The sequence below is a fragment of the Shewanella sp. SM95 genome (assembly GCF_025653595.1).
Lineage (GTDB): Bacteria > Pseudomonadota > Gammaproteobacteria > Enterobacterales > Shewanellaceae > Shewanella > Shewanella oncorhynchi.
Genome location: NZ_JAKKSE010000001.1, coordinates 583,356 through 600,341, shown reverse-complemented (window position 1 = coordinate 600,341; position 16,986 = coordinate 583,356). Strand labels below are relative to the sequence as shown.

Below are 16,986 nucleotides of genomic sequence, written 5' to 3'. Positions count from 1 at the left end.
ACAAACCGCCCTAGCTCCCAGCCTTCAATAGCTCGGAACAAGATTGGCTGAGCAATTGTCGACAACGCCAAACCCCAAGTAGGGCGACAATTAAGGCTCCAGAAACAGGGGCAATACCCCACCAAGGCCAGTGCATGTATACATTAAGTTCAAATACTTGCGTCTTAAGTAGATATAACGCAAATTCGGCCACAATTACGGCTAACACACCCGCAATACCGCCAAGTAAGGCGAACTCTAAACCCGTTGCACTGCGCAATAACCATCCTGAAGCACCAAAGGTACGCAACACAGCTAATTCACGTTGCCGAGTTGCCATGCCAGCCTCAGTCTGTGCAATCAAGACTAAGGCACTGGCTAATAACACTAAGGCCAGCACTAAAGACAACGACAGCGACACTTGCTCAATTATCTGCCGCAACTGCCCCACCATAGCGCCAACATCTATGATAGATATCGTCGGAAATTGCTGAATAAGCGCAAGGATCACTGCCCCCTTAGGCGTACCATCAGCATTAATAGTCTTATCGTTAGTCGCCTGATCATTCAGATAAAAACTCGCCATCGAGGTATACGCAAAAGGCGCGAGCGCTTCTTGGGTGAAAATCATAAAGAAGTTCGGTTGCAGTGTTTCCCAATGCACGGCACGAATACTGGCAACTTTAACTGTGAGCTCTTGATTATCAATCACGTAAGTCAGCTTATCGCCAAGACCAATACCTAGACGCTCCGCCACGCCGGACTCCACCGACACTTCATCGGCGGCTTGATTAAAATGCCCCTCTAACAGTTCGTTGTTAGCAGGCAGTGTATTGCGCCACGTTAGGTTTAACTCGCGCGAAATGCCCACTCTCCCCTTTTCACCCGCTTCGGACTGTTCATTCGAAATCAGTGCTTCACCATTAATTTGGGTTAACCGGCCACGGATCACCGGATAAATGTCCGTCGCCACTATCCCCTTAGTAGTCATGAAATCATTCAAGGGCTTTGCATCATCAGGCGCAATATTGACAAGGAAATAATTAGGCGCATTTTCGGGCAACTGTTTTTGCCATTCGTTAAGTAAATCTTGTCTTAGCGCCAAAATCGTCAATAACAGTACCAGTGCAGCGCTAAAACCAACCAATTGCACCGCATTTTGCCGCGCACGACGCCTTAGCCCCGCCAGCGCTAATTGCAAAGGATTGGTAGTCTTCATACCAACACTGTGTCCTGCTCGTATCATCACAAATCCAAGCAGACTTAACAGCACAGCCAGCAATAGCACAGCCGCGACCACAGTCAGAGTCAAAGTCCAACTTTGGGAATACAAATAGCCCAGTAGTGCCATAGCCCCTAGACTCAGTAGCAAATGCAGCCACATACCAAGCTGTAAGCCTTCTAACTGACGCTGCAACACCCGCAGTGGCGGAATAGCCAGTAAACGCATCAATGGATAAGCCGAAAACATAAAGGCGCTGATGAGCCCAGTGCTGATACCGAGTAATAATGGCCGTGTGAGTGGCGGTGAATAGGCCGCAATTTCGGGTGGCAAGAGATAACTGATCCCAAAATCGAGTAACCCTCCCCCAATAAGGCCTAGACCAATTCCCAGTAGCGTTACCAACAATAAATGAGTACCAAACAACAGGCGAATTTGCTTTGCCGAGGCGCCAAAGGTTTTCAGCATGGCCACCACATCGTAATGGCGCTGACAATAACGCTGGGCGGCAATACCTATCGCCGCGCAGGCCAATGCAATGCCCATCAAACTTGCCAGCAGTAAGAAGCGCTCCGCTCGCTTAACGGCTCCCGCAATCGGCGAGTCACCGGATTGCACATCGACCCAACGCTGGGTACTATTCAAAAGCGGTTTAACACTTTGTTCAAAGGCCGTAAGCGAGGCTTCATCTCCGGCAAATTGATACAGATAAGTCACGCGACTGCCCGGTTGAATAACACCTGTTTTGGCGACATCCTCCATCCGCATCAATACCACTGGCGATGAAGCAAAAGGATTAAAACCTGCGTCGGGTAAGCGGCTGATCTCATTGCTGAGCACAAATTCGCTGTTACCTAGTTCGATGGATTTGGGATAACCCAAAAGTCCGCCTAAGCGAGTCTCAAACCAAATTTGATCCGCTTGAGGTAACGCCTTTGTTTTACCGCTGGTGAGTTCAATATCGCCCTTAAGCGGGTAACCCGACTCTACGGCGCGTACTGTGACTAACTGAAACTTATCTCCCGAATAGACCATGGAATTAAATTGCATGTTAGTCACATGCTTAAGCCCAAGCGCTTCGGCTTTGGATAAAATCGCCGCATCAATTTTAACCGGCGAATCGATAATACGGTCGGCCGCAATAAACTGTGAAGCTTGACCACTAATTGCCACTTGCAGACGTTCACTCACCCGCGCCAAGCCACTCACAGACAAAACCGCGAGCGTAATAGCGAGGATAATCAATAACAATTGCCCTTGCTGTAACTCGCGTTTAAACAGACGCCATGCCAGACTTAACTCCATTATTAAGCCTCCTTAACATCGGCTAGCGGTTCTGTTTGAGTAATATCTTCCTGTAAATGGCCGTTATCCATCACTAGTTGACGCTCACACCGTTTGGCCAGCAGCAGATCATGGGTAACGAGGACTAAGGTTGTATGGCTTTCTTGATTAAGCTCAAACAACATATCGGCAATCTTATGGCCGTTGACGCTGTCTAAATTGCCTGTTGGTTCATCGGCAAACAAAACTGTAGGCTCACAGATAAAAGCGCGGGCAATCGCCACCCTTTGCTGTTCACCACCCGAAAGCTGTTTGGGTAAATGAGTCAAGCGATGGGATAAACCAACCCGCACCAACATGGCCTGCGCTTTTTCCTTGGCATTGCTCACGCCCGCAAGCTCGGCGGGTAACATGACGTTCTCGAGCGCAGTTAAGGTATCCACTAACATAAAGGATTGAAAAATAAAGCTGACCTTCTGTTTACGCAGTGCCGCTTTTTGCTCTTCATTCAGTGGTGATAATGCCACACCATCGAGCCAAATCTCCCCCGACGTAGGCGTATCAAGCGCCGCAAGCAATCCCAATAAGGTGGATTTGCCCGAACCTGATGGGCCGAGAATAGCCACACTCTCACCTTGCTTGACATCTAAGTTAATGCCCTTGAGGATAGTGAGCGTTCCTTCCTGAGTAATCACTGATTTTTCGAGGTTAACAACATTAATGGCACTGTTTTTTAAGATGACGTTAGACATAGGATCCTTCTTATATAAATCGTTCTGGTATCAATCGCTAAGATTAAAATCAATGGCGAAGACCCTAGGGGCATTCATCCTACTGAGTGTACTCATGGTCACGCCCGCTCACGCGGCAAAGATACTGATCCTCGGCGATAGCTTAGGCGCTAGCTACGGCATGGCAGAACAGTCAGGCTGGGTAGCACTACTGCAAAAAAATCTGCCCGAACATCAGTTTACCAATGGCTCAGTGAGCGGCGAAACCACAGCGGGCGGCCTACGCCGATTACCCGCCTTGCTCGATTCTGTTGCTCCCGATCTTGTGGTCGTTGAGCTAGGAGGTAATGATGGTTTACGTGGATTCCCCCCAACGCAACTCGAAAATAATCTAATCCAAATCATTACCCTAGCCAAAGATAGCGGCGCAAAAGTGCTGCTGACCGAGATCATGGTACCGCCTAACTATGGCCCTCGCTATACCCAAAAGTTCACCCAAGTGTATCAAGACATATCTAAAACCCAGGATATAGTGTTGATCCCCTTCTTTATGCAGGATATCGCGCCCCATCCAGAATTAATGCAAAGGGATGGCATTCATCCCAACGAAAAGGCACAAGCTCAGATTGCGGCTTGGATGCAACCATGGATAGAAAATGCGTTAACCCAATAAAATAGCTGCTATTTTAAGCTAACGAACCGCTTACTTAGCTAAACTCATACTCAACGGATAAAAACGTGTTCTAACGCAAGATTAACCCTATAGATAAACAGTAAAATTCGTGTTAGCAAATGGTTAACTCAAACAAGGAGTCAATATGTCCCTTAGCCATCAGCAAAAAGTGTACATACCCAAGGAAGCCCGTACAAATCAATACATCACAGCCGAAATCAAGGTGACGGATGAGCTACTCAATCAATATCCCGATTATCAAAGCTGTTATCAAACTTTAAGCCGTTTGATATTTAATTTGGCAGAACAACACGATCTCCGTAATGTTCACGTGATCACTAACGATAAACTGCCAGTAGTGCGTTACCATACCGAAGCATATTGCTTCCAAACCACTGAACAAATTCTATTTTTTTATAACCCAGCCTACCACGAAGCCCAAAACTTATTCTCGCAAGAAAACTATCGCGCCCGCAAACTGCGCATTGTGTTTCTTGCCACAGGTGACGATATTCGCAGTAATTCCGCCAGTTTCCATATCAAGGTGCGTGAGTTGCTCACTGAATTAATGCCCTTAATGCCAATAAGCGATCTTAAGGTTAAGGTCCGCGACCATCAGCATTTATCCTATGATCTGTTCGCAAAAGCTAAGGGCTATAAAGAAACCTATGGTTATAAACTGCGCGCCATCGGCCCAAGATATAAAGCCAGAAAATGTGAGTTACCAGAAAACGTTAGCTCTCTTACCTATGTGACGGTGAGCTTGCCGCTGAGTCGCAAACTCAAACAGGGTTTATTACCTGACTCAGCCACTGACTTTACGCCTTTATATCAGCATCTTGAAGACTGCTTCCTCAAAGCGGCAGCTAATAGACAACTGACACGCCTTGCTATGATAGCGAACGGCTTAACACCACTTGTGCGTAACAGTAAGTTTGAAAAGCTCGACAGCAAAGCCGAAGTACAAATGATAGGGTTCGATCCTAATGCGACTGAGCAACAAGTTATCCGTCGCTGGGATGCCGATAACTTAGTCGAAGCCGCGCACTTTACAATAGTGGCAGGTACTAAGGACTGTGACGATTCGGGTTTCGGTCGTTTTATGAACAATGTTGAAACGGCTCTGAAGGCCTTCGCAGCCGACATAGGTGTCGATCCGGAGCGTGAAGATCTCATCGTACGTTTCCATCAACATATCAGCTATCAAATCTAACCCACTTCGGTATTAGCCGCGAAAGCTCAGCAAATGAAAACGCCTGCAAATGCAGGCATTTTTACTTTTATTCACCAATAGACAGAATTACATAGGACGATTTTTTTCTATGAGGCGATTGAAAATAGCGTTCACAGACAAAGAAGCACCGTGGGCAATTTTATCGGCGAGTTTCTTTCTCACCTGATAACGTATCTTGTACACAGTACGCTCTGTGGCGAGTGACATTATCACATCATCGCTGGTCGAAATCGCATCAACTAAACCTAATTCAATAGCTTGCTGACCGTACCAATGCTCGCCAGTAGCGACTTTCACTAAATCCAACTCAGGGCGATACTTACCAACAAACGCTTTAAATAAGACGTGGGTTTCTTCGAGTTCCTCTTGAAACTTCTGTCTTCCCTCATCGGAGTTTTCACCAAACACTGTCAAGGTGCGTTTAAAATTACCAGCCGTATGTTGCTCATAATCAATTTCATGCTTTTTCAGCAGGCGATTAAAGTTAGGCAGTTGAGCAACAACACCAATAGAACCGACAATGGCAAAAGGTGCAGCATAAATTTTATTCGCTACACAGGCCATCATATAGCCACCACTGGCGGCGACTTTATCAACACAGACAGTCAATGGAATATCAGCTTGGCGTAAGCGATCTAACTGGCTGGAGGCTAAACCATAACCATGCACCATACCACCGCCACTCTCTACATTGACAACCACTTCATCGCCTTTTTCTGCGATAGCAATAATTGCACTGATTTCTTCACGCAGTGATGCGACCTCAGCGGCATCAATACTGCCCTTAAAATCAATCACGAACACTTTGCCCGTGCAGGCTTCATCTGCGGCTTTGTCTTTTGCCTTTTCGTCAGCTTTTAATTGCTTTTCATAGGCTTTGAATTGTTTCTTTGACAGAAGTTCTTCTTTTAAGCCATGCTTAAGTTCTTCTAACTCTTCAGACAAGTTAGTGATCCTCAGCTCGCCCTTATCTGACTTGTGTTTTACAGTGGAAGCCAACACCACAATAATAACGGCAACGATTGCGACCACTATTGTGACGGCTTTCGCCAAAAACATTCCATACTCGTATAAAAATTCCAAAGTGTTCTCCGTTAGGGCGTTACATCATTCAATCAATTGCGCGCTATTCTAACAGCCTAAAGGCCCATAAAAAAACCCAGCAAAGGCTGGGTTTTTCCGATTAAGGCAAGATTAGTTAGGACAAGTCGCAATGACCCCACTGTTTGTCACTAAAATCGTCACGTCGTCCTTACCTGCAGTAGCAGCATAGGTTGCCACTTGAGTCTGCATTTCAACCGTGGCAGCCGCGGCCATACCATCCGTTGATTCCTTTTCTTTAGGATCAACAATCGAACTGTGGTGACCTTTAGCGAAACGCACAACGCCATGACCTTTGCTCGTGCTATCGGCACAAGGTAGCCCGATGGCAGCGATCAGCGGCTCAGTGCCCGATAATGGGAAGTTATCGACGCGATTAGGCAGCACTTGATCTGCTAAGTTACCGTTACCATCACCCGCCACTTCAATTAAGTGAACAGGTAAGCCTGTCGCTTTTAACATAGCAGCATGGTTAACAGGATCTGCAGAATCTACCGCTGTTTGAACCGCAAAGGCAAACGTCGGAATAAATTGGGCATATACCCCCTGCACCAGTGCCGCATATTCAGGGCTACCAGGCTCATAACCAGCTGTATTAGCCGCATCGACCTGTGCTTGGAAAGTTGCAGATGCCGTAATATTACTAAACAGTACTGGGCCAAAGGTTGCAGAACCTGCGAATGATCCTGCTAATCCACCTGCTGGCGCAACTAAGGATACAGCATTGATAACATAAGCATTTGGCAAGGCATCGCCGGTTGCTGGATTCTTCATGCCCGTGCTGGCATAGGTCGCAAAATCGGTGCCCACAATGGCGCCTAAACTCAGACCTTGAGCACTGATTTTAGTCACATCAAATACTTGCGGCTGACCTGCTTGTGCTAAGCCCTGTGCTAAGCCCGTAAGAGCAAGACGCACCCCTAAATGGTCCATCGTCGCTTGACGGAAATTATCTCGCACCGACAAAGTGCTAGAAATATTCACAAACACCAACGGGTTACCATTTTTAAAGGCGTCCGGTTTACCAACAACTGCACCGAAGGCAGGATCTGTCGCAGAGACTTCATAAATCCCATCTCCGTTAGCATCAAATGAACGCGCACCGTGAAGTGGCATATCAATAGCAACAGTCGCAACCCCCATTGCCGCATACGTGCCGGCATAGGCCAATGACATTTCTTTACCGCCACCTAAACCGTGAAGGGCAATTGTTGTTGGCCAACCAGATGTAGGAGGAATAAACTCACGACCTTGCTGTTGATAAAAAGCGGCCAATTTCGTTGCATTGGGCATAGAAATCAGTACAGATACTGTTTCATAACCTTTGATTGCTGGAATAGGATTGAATTTAGTCAGATGTTTGGTTTTATCAACTGCCGTACCATCGTCTAAAACCCATGTTTTACCCGCCATTAACGAGGGATTGGCTAAAGCATCAGCAGGGTTGGCAATACCATTAGCCACCGCTTGCATACCAAAATTATTCTGGCTGAGTGTGCCCGCTTGCAGTGCTAGTAGCACAGATACAGGGCTATCACCTTGGGCTTTCCAATGACCATTAATTAATGGTTTACCTTCAGCGGATAAACAACCAACTGAAGAACAATCACCGTAAATAGGCAGTTTAATTTTTGCCGTATACACATCAGCCAAGTTTGCGGCAACATAGGCAGCTCCAGCAGCTGGTGTTAAGCCTGCCACTTGAGCCACAGTCAATCCAGTCGGTGTTGGCATCTGGGCAAAGCTTGGTGCATAGGGAGCACCCTTCGCCATCAGCAATTTGGTGGTTTCATAGACGTTAGCAACAGACTGAGTGGTAAATAAGCCAGAGTAACTGATGGTTAAAGGATCGACCTTATGGGCCGCAGCAATCCCTTTCTCATAACTGTTCACTAAGGTTTGCAGCATCAATTGATCTGGCGTTTCTAAAGGTAACGTATTGATATCCAGCTTCAACAAACCATAGGTCGTTGAAGGAGCGATACCACGACCTTCAGAATCTTGAATAAGATTCGTTGTCGCATAAATATAAGATTGCCCGGCTTTGAGTGGCTTAAGCGGAATTATCACCACTTTTTTGCCCGAAGCGGTTGATATAAAGTCAACGCCAAACTGCAACTCAGCGCCCACTTTACAGGCTGAAACTGACGGTTTAGCCTTACATTCGGGATCAGATGATAATGCGCCGCCTACTGTGGCTTCAAACATTCTGACAGCACCCGGTTGCGCAACCGATGCCGCCATTAAGGTTAGCGGTGTACCGTCATGTTTTTTCGCCAAATCGATATCAATAGAAATCGGTGATGTTGTCGACCACCCATCTAACGCCCCAAGCGCTATTTGTGGATCAACATAATTGCCCGAGCTTTCACCCGGAATTGATAATGTGCCATCTTTGGTGCCACTGAACAGCAAATCATTCGGTAATGGAACTTTTGAATTAGCAGGGTCGAACACCATGTGCGATTCAGGGATGAGCACTTCTGTCTTATCCTTGAGTTCATTAAAACTGTCCTCACCACATCCTGTGAGGCCCAGTGCAGATGCAATCGCAACACCCAAAATGAGTCTTTTCATCTTTTTTCCCCAAATCTTGTTGTAATAGTTTTGTTTTCCCCAAGAAATTAGTCACAATAGCTTTTAGATCTGTGACCAATAGGGCTTATGTTAGCCCCTAACTCATTTCAAGTTAACGTAAAAATATTGAGTTAGCCACAAGTTTGTCACAAAGATTTCAGCTATTGATAACAAAGTTTCATTCATTTGTTTGAAACATGCGTTTATCACTTCGGCGACTCTAGAAGTGGCGGGCATTCTCGCCAAGAGGAAAAAGAGACTCATGTTGGAATATCAAGCAGCAAAAGATTTACTCAAGGGCAAGACGATTTTAGTCACAGGCGCTGGTGCTGGCATAGGCCGAACCGCCGCCATTGAGTTTGCAAAACACGGCGCCACTGTGATTTTACTTGGTAAAACAGTGAAAAAATTGGAAGCAGTTTACGACGTAATAGAACAAGCCGGTTATCCCAAGCCTGCCATAGTGCCATTGGATCTTAAGGGCGCAACGGAACAAAATTATCGCGATATGGCCGATACCATAGCCGAGCAATTCGATCATTTAGACGGCTTATTACATAATGCTAGCTTACTCGGTGCCTTAGGTCCGTTTGAACACATAGATATTCCATCACTCGAAGACGTGCTCAAAGTGAACGTCACGGCCCAAGTCATGCTAACTAAAGCATTACTACCTGTGATGCGCCAAGCACCCAGTGCATCGATTATCTTTACGTCGAGCAGTGTGGGTCGTCAAGGCCGCGCTTATTGGGGACCTTATGCCTTCTCTAAGTTTGCCACCGAAGGCATGATGCAAGTTCTCGCCCATGAATGCGATGGCACCTCAGTTCGAGTTAACAGCATCAATCCAGGAGCTACCCGCACTGAGATGCGCGCTAAAGCCTACCCTGCAGAGAATCCACTGGATCTCAAAACAGCTGAAGAGATCATGCCGACCTATCTCTATTTGATGGGTCAAGATTCTAGTGCCGTCAACGGACGGCAGTTTAACGCACAGTAATCGAATCGCTTATTGAGTTTCTGCCGATATGATTCAGCAATATTAAAGGGCCTATTTATGGCTCTTTAATATTTTAGATATTCTCAAAATGAAACCCAGAACTTGTCGATGATATTAAGTACGACAAAGATACCGCACCGCCAATCCTAGCTTAACTGAATTTTTGCAAAATAAATCATCGTTTTAGCTTTGGCGACTCTGTTTGACTCATCAAGCGAATTTTGTGTATCCAGCTGTGAGTCAGCTAACTCATGGCTGGAGTAATAACTTACCCACAACTCATTTCCGTCAATCACAACGCCCGCATAACTGGTATCGCCCTTCGATGGCAGTGTCAGTAGTTCTTGAACCACGCCAGTATCTGGATGAATTTCAACTAAAGCCGTGCGAACTCGTTCATCATATAAACGCACTACAGCCAACAAACGGGATTGATACATCAACATCACTGGCCCACCAATGCGCTTATCGAGTTCTTGCCATTGCCAATCAGTGAATGGCATTTGACTGCGGCCGAGTAAACCGACAAATTCTGGGCCCCATACGGGATCGCGCCTCAATAGACAAAAGCCGTTTTCTTGATGAAAAACAATGGCAGTTTCGTTGACATAACCTTGATTATTAAACAGCTTTAGCCAAGTTTCAAACTTCACCCCATCCTCACTCTTATACAAACGGGTATCACCATCGGGCCCAGCGCGATAACCCACGCCATAGAGTGCATTTTGATGCTCGGTTAAGCGCCATAACCAATAGCCTTTATCAGCGACTTTTAACGCATCCGACCACGCTAGCCCATTGGCTGAGCGCCAAAGATGTGATTGTAAACCAGACTTATCGTGTAAAGTCCCGCCGCCGAGTAAGAGTAATTCCCCTTGATACTCAATCAGTTTGCCATCGCGTAAATCCGCCTCATCCGAACGGATCAGCGCCACGCTCTGCCAAGTGTCACCTAAATCCGCTGAGCGTAGAATTCGTAGCGCACCATCGGGTGACACATGGGCTGTCCCTTCACGGAAAACGCAAAACAGTGCCCCCTGAAACGTGATTAAATCGGTAAACGCATTATGGGCAGCGTGTTCCCAAATCCGTTTCACTGAAATTAGCTTCATTCATTCACTCCTCAATCCAACTGAGACTTGTTATAACATAGCTGCAAATAACAGAAAGCAAAAAGGCCGCTTAGCGGCCTTTTTCATTGGGATAAAACAACTTAGCTGCGCTGACGCGATGGCTTGGGTTTTCCCGATCCGGTCACTTTATGCTTACGTACGGCGCGGCGAATTTTAGCACTCTTCACCTGAGCACGGGCTACGCTGTGTTTATCAGCGGCGAGCATAGTACGAGTTTCGGGCTCAAGACCCGCCAGCTTACGCAAGTAGTTAACTTGCTCTACTGGCAATTCAACCCAGCCACCGCGAGGCAGTGATTTTGGCAGTTCGACCATACCATAACGAATACGGATCAAACGACTCACCTGTACTTCTTGGGATTCCCACAAACGGCGCACTTCACGGTTGCGACCTTCGCGTAAACACACATGCCACCACTGGTTCATGCCTTCGCCGCCCGCTGGCTTGATGCTATCAAACTGCGCAGGGCCGTCTTCTAACATGACGCCAGTACGTAAACGTTGCACTGTCGCCTCAGGGATTTCACCAAAGGTACGCACTGCGTATTCGCGGTCGACTTCGTTCGATGGATGCATTAAACGGTTCGCCAACTCACCATCTGACGTAAACAACAATAAGCCTGAGGTGTTAATGTCTAAACGACCAACCGCTACCCAGCGTGAATCACGCACTTTAGGTAAGCGATCGAATACCGTTGGACGGCCTTCAGGATCTTTACGACTACAAATTTCGCCTTCAGGTTTATGATATGCCAGCACACGGCAAATCACATCTTCGGCAGACTTTAACGAAATGGCTCTGCCATCGATACGCACTTTAGCATCAGCTTCAATACGATCCCCAAGGCTAGCAATTTCACCATCAATACTAACTCGGCCTGCAGCAATCCATGCCTCCATCTCACGACGGGAGCCATGGCCTGCACGGGCCAAGACTTTCTGCAATTTTTCACTCATTAGTATTTTGCTCTTCTGACTGTTCTGGCGCTGATTTCAAACCTGAAAAAACCGCCTGCAATGACTCAGTATCCGACAACGGCGGTAAATCCGCTAAGGTATCTAAGCCAAAATATGCTAAAAATTCTAAGGTAGTGGCATATAACGCGGGTCGCCCCGGTACTTCTTTATGGCCAACTACTTTAATCCAATGTCTATCTGACAAACTTTTTATGATATGGCTACTTATAGCCACACCGCGCACCTGTTCAATATCGCCGCGAGTCACAGGTTGACGATAAGCAATCACCGCCAAGGTTTCTAATGTCGCACGCGAATATTTAGGCGCCTTTTCTTGCCACAGAGGCTGCAAAAATGGACTCAAGACTTCTAAGGTCTGGAAGCGATAACCCCCAGCGACTTTCACAAGTTGCACACCTCTGTCTTGATAATCCTGCTGCAGCTCATCCAATGCAGCTTTTATTTTGTCTCTGGAAACCGTGAAATCCACCAATACAGTGTCTTTCAACATTTTCGCCGACAAGGGTTTCCCCAATACAAACAAACTCGCTTCAATAAGCTGTTTTAATTGAGTAGGATTTATCTGCATCAATTAATAGGCCTTAACGTAAATAGTTGAAAACGGTTCTGTTTGGTACAATTCGACCAATAATTCTTTGACTAATTCCATCAAAGCTAAGAAGGTGACAACCACGCCGGCACGGCCTTCTTCTAGGGTAAATAAACGTTCAAATGCCGTAAAATCTTCCGAGTTCAACATGGCTAAAATCTGGCTCATGCGCTCACGGGTCGATAACTGTTCACGCTTAACGTGATGATCTTCATAGGCATCGATACGTTTGAGTACATCACCAAAGGCACGGGCAATTTCAAACAACGAGACTTCTGGCGGGATCATTAACGGCTTAATGTCAGGTGCTGCCACTGCCTTGGCTTGAAACACATCCCGCTCGAGCCGCGGCAAATCATCGAGTTTTTGCGACGCTTCTTTAATCACTTCATAGGCTTTCAACTGACGGATCAATTGCGCCCGAGGATCTTCCTCAACCTCATCTTCAGCCACCATACGCGGCAGCAGCAAACGGGATTTAATCTCGGCAAGCGTTGCCGCCATCACTAAGTAATCGGCAGCAAGTTCGATTCGAGCCTGAGTCAGCAACGTAATATATTCTAAATACTGCGCGGTGATTTGCTGAATGGGTAAATCGACAACGTCTAATTTTTGCTTACGGATCAAATATAAAAGTAAATCCAATGGCCCTTCAAAGGACTCGAGGAACACTTCCAATGCCTCAGGCGGAATAAACAAATCCAGCGGCATTTCGGTCATTGCCTGACCACGAATAACGGCTAAGGGTAAACTTTGTTGCGTGCCCTGCATCCGCTATCTTGCTCCGTTAACACTGCGCTATCCAACCTAGGCTAACGCCAAACGCGCGATTATACCTGTAAATCTACGGCGATAAAACTGCCAAATGTTGACTACCACGATCAGAATCACTTACCCGCATCCATTAGCGATAAATCTAATGTGGCAGATTTAGAGGAACGGCGTGATATCACCCGCGCCTTCACGTAAAATCTCGGCGCCATCTTCAGACATATCAATCACAGTCGTTGGCTTTTCGCCTAAATAACCACCGTGGATAATCACATCCACTTGATGCTCGAGCAAATCACGAATTTGTTCAGGATCAGACTCGGCAAATTCTGCATTCGGCATCACTAAACTGGTCGACATCAGCGGCGCATCTAAGGCTTCCAGCAACGCCAGTGCGATTACATTGTCGGGCACACGAATACCTATGGTCTTTTTCTTGTCATTTTGTAAGCGACGCGGTACTTCTTTAGTCGCTTTGAAAATGAACGTATAAGGCCCAGGCGTGCAGCTTTTTAGGATGCGATACGCCTGATTATCCACTTTAGCGTAGGTCGCAAGCTCGGATAAATCACGGCACATCAAGGAAAAGTTATGATCGTTCTCAATTTGACGAATTCTCGCCATCCGCGTCATCGCGTCTTTCTCACCAATCAAGCAGCCTAAGGCATAGCCCGAATCGGTGGGATAAACAATCACACCGCCGCTTTTCAATACGGCGACCGCCTGACTAATAAGCCGCGTTTGCGGATTTACTTCATGTACATAAAAAAACTGACTCATGGTCGTTCCATCCAAGATTCCGATTGCCAGACCCAATCAATACCTTGGGGCTGATACAGATTTTTACCTAATTCTATCCAATTGCTCGGAAAGTGAAAATCACTCCCTATCGATGCGAGCAACTGGTTTTGGACACTCAGCGCCACAAGATTGGCCCTGTCGTCTAATGTTTGCTGGCCAAGCACCACTTCCATGGCATCTCCACCGGCTTCTTTAAATTCACGCACTAAGCGCTTAAGCCACTTAGCCGATAACTTATAACCACTGGGGTGCGCCAACACGGCTAACCCACCTGCGTTATGGATGATATCAATGGCACTGGCCATATCACCCCAATTATTAGGCACATAACCGGTTTTACCGCGTGCAAGGTAGCGTTTAAAGACGCTGGGCATATCCACAGCATGACCATTTTCAGCCATCCAGCGAGCGTAATGTCCACGGCTCAATGCCGCATCACCCGCCAACGCCTTAGCACCTTCGTAGGCACCTTCAATGCCAGCTTTAGCTAATCTATGGCCAATTTCTTGAGCCCGTAATTCACGTAATTCACGCTGGTTTTCTAAAAATGCTAATAACGCTGGATTATCAGCATCGAAGTTAAGCGCCACTATGTGGATATCGTAACTGTTCCAGCGAGTAGAGATTTCCACGCCAGAAATCAATTTCAATGGAGTAGCTTGTGCCTGATTAAAGGCACGGGCTTCAGGTAAACCAGCCACTGTGTCGTGATCGGTAATGGCAAATAACTGCACCCCCTTTTCAAGGGCTCTTGCCACCAATTCAGACGGCGTTAACTGACCATCGGACGCGGTCGTGTGGCTGTGTAGATCAGCCAATATGCTTTGAGTATTCATGGCGCTATTGTACGCGAACTTGTTAACAAATGCGCTGCTATCTCGTATTTTGTGGCTGAGTAACATCAATTTTATGCATCATTGCAGCGAATAAATCGCAGGAAGTGAAAAATATTCAATTGACATTCAGCTCCAGCTAAGGTTTTCTATACACCAATTGACTGAATTAGCGAGACCCTTTTGAATGACACACATTAACGCTTCATTAAACATCATTTGGTGGTGGCACTTCCCAACGTAGCGGGTGGTGTGAAGCTCTGTGCTCATTTGAAAGTGACCAGAATCAACAAGAAGCCCGCAGAAATGCGGGCTTTTTTGTTAGGTGCGAAAAATGTCGGCAGACTCGGGCAAAAAATTAAGAAAGCGAGATAACTCATGATGTTAAAGACATTTTATAAGGTAGCTGGAATATGAACATGCCCAAACAGACATTCGCACGCTCAAGCACACTCAAAGCGGCATTAACCTACCACAGCGATCCACTACGCTTATATCAGCACATCACCCAAGATGCGCCCCATACTATGTTGCTCGAATCGGCCGAAATCGACAGTAAAGATCACTTAAAAAGCATGGTAATGACCCATGCCGCCATGATGATCCGCTGTGACGGTTATCAGCTGACCTTCACCGCACTGACCGACAATGGCGCGAGCTTACTTGCTCCCATCGCGCTGTTTTTCAGTACAGCAGTCAATGTCGCCAGAGATAACTTGACCTTAGTGGTGACATTGCAAAAAGACACTCAACTGCAGGATGAAGATGCGCGCTTAAAATCGACCTCGCCACTCGATGGCCTGCGGATGTTTATCCAGCAGATTGATTGTGGCGCCCATACTGACAGCCAGACCAAGCCCGCCTTTGAGGATCTGTTTTTAGGTGGCGTGCTGGCATACGACTTGATTGATACCGTCGAACCACTGCCTGCCGTACCGAACCGCGATAACGATTGCCCTGACTACTTATTTTACCTCGCTGAAACCTTAATCCTTATCGACCATAAACTGAAACAAGCCGACATCATTACCCATAATTTCAGTCGTGATTCAGCCCAGTATGCCGCCATCACCGCAGCGCTAAGCGAACGAGTTCAGCAGTTAAGCACACAATGTAAAACTCTGGGTAATTCACCTGCCGATATACCGACACTGGTCGCCATCGACGCAACTGAGCAAGTCAATATTTCCGATGAGGTGTTCAAACAAACCATTATCGATTTGAAAGAACACATTATTGCGGGCGATATTTTCCAAGTAGTGCCATCCCGTAGCTTTAGTTTGCCTTGCCCGAATACTTTAGGGGCTTATCGTGCCCTGCGCCTGACTAACCCTAGCCCTTACATGTTTTATTTCAGGGGCCATGATTTCACCCTGTTTGGCGCCTCGCCAGAAAGTGCGCTCAAATTTGATGCCAGCAGTAATCAAGTCGAGGTCTACCCAATTGCTGGCACCCGCAAACGCGGCAAAACCACAACGGGCGAGATTGATTTTGACTTAGACAGCCGTATTGAACTTGAACTGCGTTTAGATAAAAAAGAACTGTCGGAACACTTAATGCTGGTCGATTTAGCGCGCAACGATATCGCACGCATCAGCCAAAGCGGCAGCCGCAAAGTCGCCGAATTATTAAAAGTTGACCGTTATTCCCACGTGATGCACCTCGTCAGCCGCGTAACGGGTCAACTGCGCCAAGATTTAGATGCGCTGCATGCTTATCAGGCCTGTATGAATATGGGCACATTAGTGGGCGCACCAAAAGTACGTGCATCGCAACTGGTACGCCAAGCAGAAAAAGCCCGTCGCGGCAGCTATGGCGGTGCAGTGGGTTACCTTAATGCCCTTGGTGACATGGACACTTGCATCGTTATCCGCTCCGCCTTTGTGAAAAATGGCACCGCCTTTATTCAAGCGGGCGCTGGCGTGGTATTTGATTCTGATCCACAAAGCGAGGCAGATGAAACCCGTCAGAAGGCCCAAGCCGTGATTTCAGCCATCAAAATGGGCGCTGGACTGCTAGTAACTGAATCACCAGTGAATGAATCGTCAGCACAATCCTCTTCAGCACAATATAAATAGGAG

14 protein-coding genes and 1 other annotated feature are annotated in these 16,986 nt (G+C 46.9%); of the genes, 4 read left to right on the top strand and 10 right to left on the bottom strand.

Annotated elements, in window-relative coordinates:
- Window positions 1-10: 10 nt before the first annotated feature.
- Together L5M29_RS02620 and L5M29_RS02615 are read right to left on the bottom strand one after the other, a co-directional pair.
- Complete coding sequence (locus L5M29_RS02620) at window positions 11-2,506, bottom strand: ABC transporter permease (RefSeq protein ID WP_263166043.1); 2,496 nt, start codon at window positions 2,504-2,506, stop codon at window positions 11-13.
- A 2-nt stretch (window positions 2,507-2,508) separates the two neighbouring features.
- Window positions 2,509-3,237, bottom strand: coding sequence for an ABC transporter ATP-binding protein (locus L5M29_RS02615; protein ID WP_212600695.1), 729 nt, complete (start codon window positions 3,235-3,237; stop codon window positions 2,509-2,511).
- A 52-nt stretch (window positions 3,238-3,289) separates the two neighbouring features.
- Here L5M29_RS02615 and L5M29_RS02610 point away from each other — a divergent pair, with 52 nt between their 5' ends.
- Complete coding sequence (locus L5M29_RS02610) at window positions 3,290-3,889, top strand: arylesterase (protein ID WP_028760985.1); 600 nt, start codon at window positions 3,290-3,292, stop codon at window positions 3,887-3,889.
- Between the two features lie 145 nt (window positions 3,890-4,034).
- Window positions 4,035-5,102 (top strand): DUF3083 family protein, encoded by a 1,068-nt coding sequence (locus L5M29_RS02605; protein WP_028760986.1) that lies wholly within the window; start codon window positions 4,035-4,037, stop codon window positions 5,100-5,102.
- 87 nt (window positions 5,103-5,189) lie between these two features.
- Here L5M29_RS02605 and sohB read toward each other — a convergent pair whose 3' ends face one another.
- The gene (sohB, locus tag L5M29_RS02600) at window positions 5,190-6,206 is read right to left on the bottom strand and encodes a protease SohB (RefSeq protein WP_105252126.1); all 1,017 of its coding nucleotides are present in this window, start codon (window positions 6,204-6,206) and stop codon (window positions 5,190-5,192) included.
- A 111-nt stretch (window positions 6,207-6,317) separates the two neighbouring features.
- On the bottom strand, window positions 6,318-8,801 hold the full coding sequence (locus tag L5M29_RS02595) for a VolA/Pla-1 family phospholipase (RefSeq protein WP_263166041.1): 2,484 nt from the start codon (window positions 8,799-8,801) through the stop codon (window positions 6,318-6,320).
- 262 nt (window positions 8,802-9,063) lie between these two features.
- On the opposite strand from L5M29_RS02595, the gene L5M29_RS02590 reads away from it, so the two are divergent.
- A complete protein-coding gene (locus tag L5M29_RS02590; RefSeq protein WP_263166039.1) occupies window positions 9,064-9,801 on the top strand; it encodes a YciK family oxidoreductase in 738 nt (245 codons plus the stop codon).
- A gap of 146 nt (window positions 9,802-9,947) precedes the next feature.
- On the opposite strand, the gene L5M29_RS02585 is transcribed toward L5M29_RS02590, so the two are convergent.
- The 6 genes from L5M29_RS02585 to rnm all read right to left on the bottom strand — a co-directional run bounded on the left by L5M29_RS02585 (window position 9,948) and on the right by rnm (window position 14,908).
- Entirely contained in the window at window positions 9,948-10,913 is a 966-nt protein-coding gene (locus L5M29_RS02585; RefSeq protein ID WP_263166036.1) for an exo-alpha-sialidase, read from the bottom strand.
- A gap of 101 nt (window positions 10,914-11,014) precedes the next feature.
- Entirely contained in the window at window positions 11,015-11,890 is an 876-nt protein-coding gene (gene rluB, locus L5M29_RS02580; RefSeq protein WP_028760991.1) for a 23S rRNA pseudouridine(2605) synthase RluB, read from the bottom strand.
- Window positions 11,883-12,479 carry an SMC-Scp complex subunit ScpB gene (gene scpB / locus L5M29_RS02575; protein ID WP_011788946.1) on the bottom strand — a complete coding sequence of 199 codons (597 nt, stop codon included), beginning with the start codon at window positions 12,477-12,479 and terminating at the stop codon, window positions 11,883-11,885. Before scpB ends, rluB begins: the two co-directional genes overlap by 8 nt.
- Window positions 12,480-12,482: 3 nt before the next feature.
- Window positions 12,483-13,271, bottom strand: a complete 789-nt coding sequence (locus L5M29_RS02570) for a segregation and condensation protein A (protein WP_105252121.1) — start codon at window positions 13,269-13,271, stop codon at window positions 12,483-12,485.
- A gap of 159 nt (window positions 13,272-13,430) precedes the next feature.
- Window positions 13,431-14,051 carry an L-threonylcarbamoyladenylate synthase gene (locus tag L5M29_RS02565; RefSeq protein ID WP_028760994.1) on the bottom strand — a complete coding sequence of 207 codons (621 nt, stop codon included), beginning with the start codon at window positions 14,049-14,051 and terminating at the stop codon, window positions 13,431-13,433.
- Window positions 14,048-14,908: an RNase RNM gene (gene rnm, locus L5M29_RS02560; RefSeq protein WP_105253095.1), complete on the bottom strand. Its 861-nt coding sequence runs from the start codon at window positions 14,906-14,908 to the stop codon at window positions 14,048-14,050. Before rnm ends, L5M29_RS02565 begins: the two co-directional genes overlap by 4 nt.
- 211 nt (window positions 14,909-15,119) lie before the next feature.
- Window positions 15,120-15,227, top strand: a sequence feature (Trp leader region).
- A 97-nt stretch (window positions 15,228-15,324) separates the two neighbouring features.
- On the opposite strand from rnm, the gene L5M29_RS02555 reads away from it, so the two are divergent.
- Complete coding sequence (locus L5M29_RS02555) at window positions 15,325-16,983, top strand: anthranilate synthase component 1 (protein WP_263166034.1); 1,659 nt, start codon at window positions 15,325-15,327, stop codon at window positions 16,981-16,983.
- Window positions 16,984-16,986 lie beyond the last annotated feature (3 nt).

What these genes read in the sequence shown, in the direction of transcription:
- L5M29_RS02620 (WP_263166043.1), bottom strand. Translation starts at nt 2,506, where the DNA reads ATGGAGTTAAGTCTGGCATGGCGTCTGTTTAAACGCGAGTTACAGCAA.
- L5M29_RS02615 (WP_212600695.1), bottom strand. Translation starts at nt 3,237, where the DNA reads ATGTCTAACGTCATCTTAAAAAACAGTGCCATTAATGTTGTTAACCTC.
- L5M29_RS02610 (WP_028760985.1), top strand. Translation starts at nt 3,290, where the DNA reads ATGGCGAAGACCCTAGGGGCATTCATCCTACTGAGTGTACTCATGGTC.
- L5M29_RS02605 (WP_028760986.1), top strand. Translation starts at nt 4,035, where the DNA reads ATGTCCCTTAGCCATCAGCAAAAAGTGTACATACCCAAGGAAGCCCGT.
- L5M29_RS02595 (WP_263166041.1), bottom strand. Translation starts at nt 8,801, where the DNA reads ATGAAAAGACTCATTTTGGGTGTTGCGATTGCATCTGCACTGGGCCTC.
- L5M29_RS02590 (WP_263166039.1), top strand. Translation starts at nt 9,064, where the DNA reads ATGTTGGAATATCAAGCAGCAAAAGATTTACTCAAGGGCAAGACGATT.
- L5M29_RS02585 (WP_263166036.1), bottom strand. Translation starts at nt 10,913, where the DNA reads ATGAAGCTAATTTCAGTGAAACGGATTTGGGAACACGCTGCCCATAAT.
- rluB (WP_028760991.1), bottom strand. Translation starts at nt 11,890, where the DNA reads ATGAGTGAAAAATTGCAGAAAGTCTTGGCCCGTGCAGGCCATGGCTCC.
- scpB (WP_011788946.1), bottom strand. Translation starts at nt 12,479, where the DNA reads ATGCAGATAAATCCTACTCAATTAAAACAGCTTATTGAAGCGAGTTTG.
- L5M29_RS02570 (WP_105252121.1), bottom strand. Translation starts at nt 13,271, where the DNA reads ATGCAGGGCACGCAACAAAGTTTACCCTTAGCCGTTATTCGTGGTCAG.
- L5M29_RS02565 (WP_028760994.1), bottom strand. Translation starts at nt 14,051, where the DNA reads ATGAGTCAGTTTTTTTATGTACATGAAGTAAATCCGCAAACGCGGCTT.
- rnm (WP_105253095.1), bottom strand. Translation starts at nt 14,908, where the DNA reads ATGAATACTCAAAGCATATTGGCTGATCTACACAGCCACACGACCGCG.
- L5M29_RS02555 (WP_263166034.1), top strand. Translation starts at nt 15,325, where the DNA reads ATGCCCAAACAGACATTCGCACGCTCAAGCACACTCAAAGCGGCATTA.